Raw genomic sequence first — 1,864 nt, 5'->3', positions numbered from 1 at the left:
GGATGAGATGGACAAGCGATTTCTTCATGGCCGAGACGACGACTGCGGAGATCGCTGTAAGTCCATTCTTTTGTTCGGCTGCGCTGCGGGCCATTCTTCCGTCCCGGCCACCGATCTCGCAGCCGCCGCGCGCAGGGGCGGTCAAGGCTGGCCGCATCTGCGGCCACCGCAAGGCTTGGCCTTGACCGGCCCGAGCACGGCGGCACACTGGCAGTGGAACGGGACTGCGGTCCTGCCTAGATCTTGCCGTCAGCCGCGATTATGGTTGTTGGGCGCGGGCGACCTCGTGGCGAAGCGTGACGCGTCGGCTGCAAGCGTCACCGGACTGCCTATTTTGTCCTGCCGAGCTAAGGCGCCCGCGCGCCGGTTTTTGGCCGCCGCGGTTTCCATTGCGACACGAATCGTTCGTAGCTTTGCTCGGCCTGGGCGGCGATCAACATCTCGCGGTCGCGCAGCGCCTTGACGTTGTAAGCATAGGTTGGTCCACGTCGGCTGCCTTTCTGTTGCGGATGCCCGGCTTGAAGTTGCATCGCGCGGGTCTTGTTGGCGACCAGCGCCGGGCGCGCCCACAGGTAATCCTCGCCCTTCGTCAACAAATGCCAGCAGAGCACAGTGAGCTTCCGAGCGACAGCCACCGCGGCGATCTGATGGCCGCGCCGGGCGCGGATCCGTACGAAAAAAGCATGCAGTGGACCGGGCGCCTTGGCCGCTGCCCAGGCCGCCTCGACCAGCATGGCGCGCGCATGACTGCGGCCGATCTTGCTGATACGGCCATGGTGGGCCGCTCCCAGCCCGGACTGCCGCACCCGCGGGTTCAGCCCGAAATAGCTCACCAGCTTCTGTGGGCTGTTGAACCGGCTGATGTCGCCGATCGCCGCCACGATCCCGGCGGCGACCGCCAGATTCACGCCGGTGATCGTAATCAATCTGTTCACCGCGGAATCCTCGATTGCGTCCTGCGCGATCTCGCGGTCGAGCAAGGCCAGGTCTTCCGCCAGCCGGTCAAGCTCACGGACGTGCCGATCGATGGCCGCTCGCTCATCGTCCGGCAACTGTTGAGCGGCCAACCATGCCCGGCCGCGGGCGTTGAAAAGATCGGCATGCGGGCACTTCGGGATCAGGTGCGCGTGCAGGATCGAATGCACCTCGTTCTTGAGCCGCGTACGATGCCGCACGACCTGGTAGCGCCGCGCCACCAGCCGACGCTTGCGCTCTGTCTCCGCGTCAGGCGTCCAAATCTGCGGCAGGTATCCCGCCGCCTGCAGACTGGCGAGCGTGCCGGCATCGATCTTGTCGGTCTTGACGTGAGCCTGGGCGATCGCCTTCACCTGCAACGGATTGGCGATAATCACCCGCGCCACGAATGGCGCCAGAACCCGCGACACCGCCATGCTGTTACCAGTCGCTTCGAGCACCACCTCATCACTGGCCAGCAGGGTCTTGCCAAATCCTTCCAGCGCAGTCCGCGTCATATCAATGCGGCCCGCATGTCGGAGCCTGCCGTTCTCCCAAAATACCACCTCCCCGAAGGTTCGGTGGACATCAATGCCAATTACCCGTCGCATTCGCACCTCCTCTGATGACGGAAGCTACGGGCGACACGACAACTACGGATTCGCGCTCTCGGCGCAACCGGGCGAGTCGCAGAGGCGGCCAGCTACTAACTCGAGCTCTCGGCTCATCGTGTGCATCGGCCTGCCCGCACTTCGTGCTCCCGGTGCCTCTGTCCCGATGGTCGCACCATACGCCACGATGTAGAACACCGCAGCGGAACGTTGGCACCGAGAAATCTCATACCGGTTACCAACGCGATCGAACGGCAACACGAGGAGTTCAAGCGACGGATCAAGACCCGGACCGTGCC

At 64.2% G+C, this 1,864-nt stretch carries 1 protein-coding gene; it reads right to left on the bottom strand.

Annotation, left to right across the window (positions count from 1 at the left end; all coding sequences use genetic code 11):
• Positions 1–347: 347 nt before the first annotated feature.
• Positions 348–1,547 (bottom strand): IS110 family RNA-guided transposase, encoded by a 1,200-nt coding sequence (locus tag H8B02_RS47025; protein ID WP_229172479.1) that lies wholly within the window; start codon positions 1,545–1,547, stop codon positions 348–350.
• Positions 1,548–1,864 lie beyond the last annotated feature (317 nt).

Origin of the sequence: Bradyrhizobium altum, assembly GCF_020889705.1 — a bacterium.
GTDB classification, from domain to species: Bacteria; Pseudomonadota; Alphaproteobacteria; order Rhizobiales; family Xanthobacteraceae; genus Bradyrhizobium; species Bradyrhizobium altum.
This window is presented reverse-complemented; position numbering and strand designations above follow the sequence as displayed.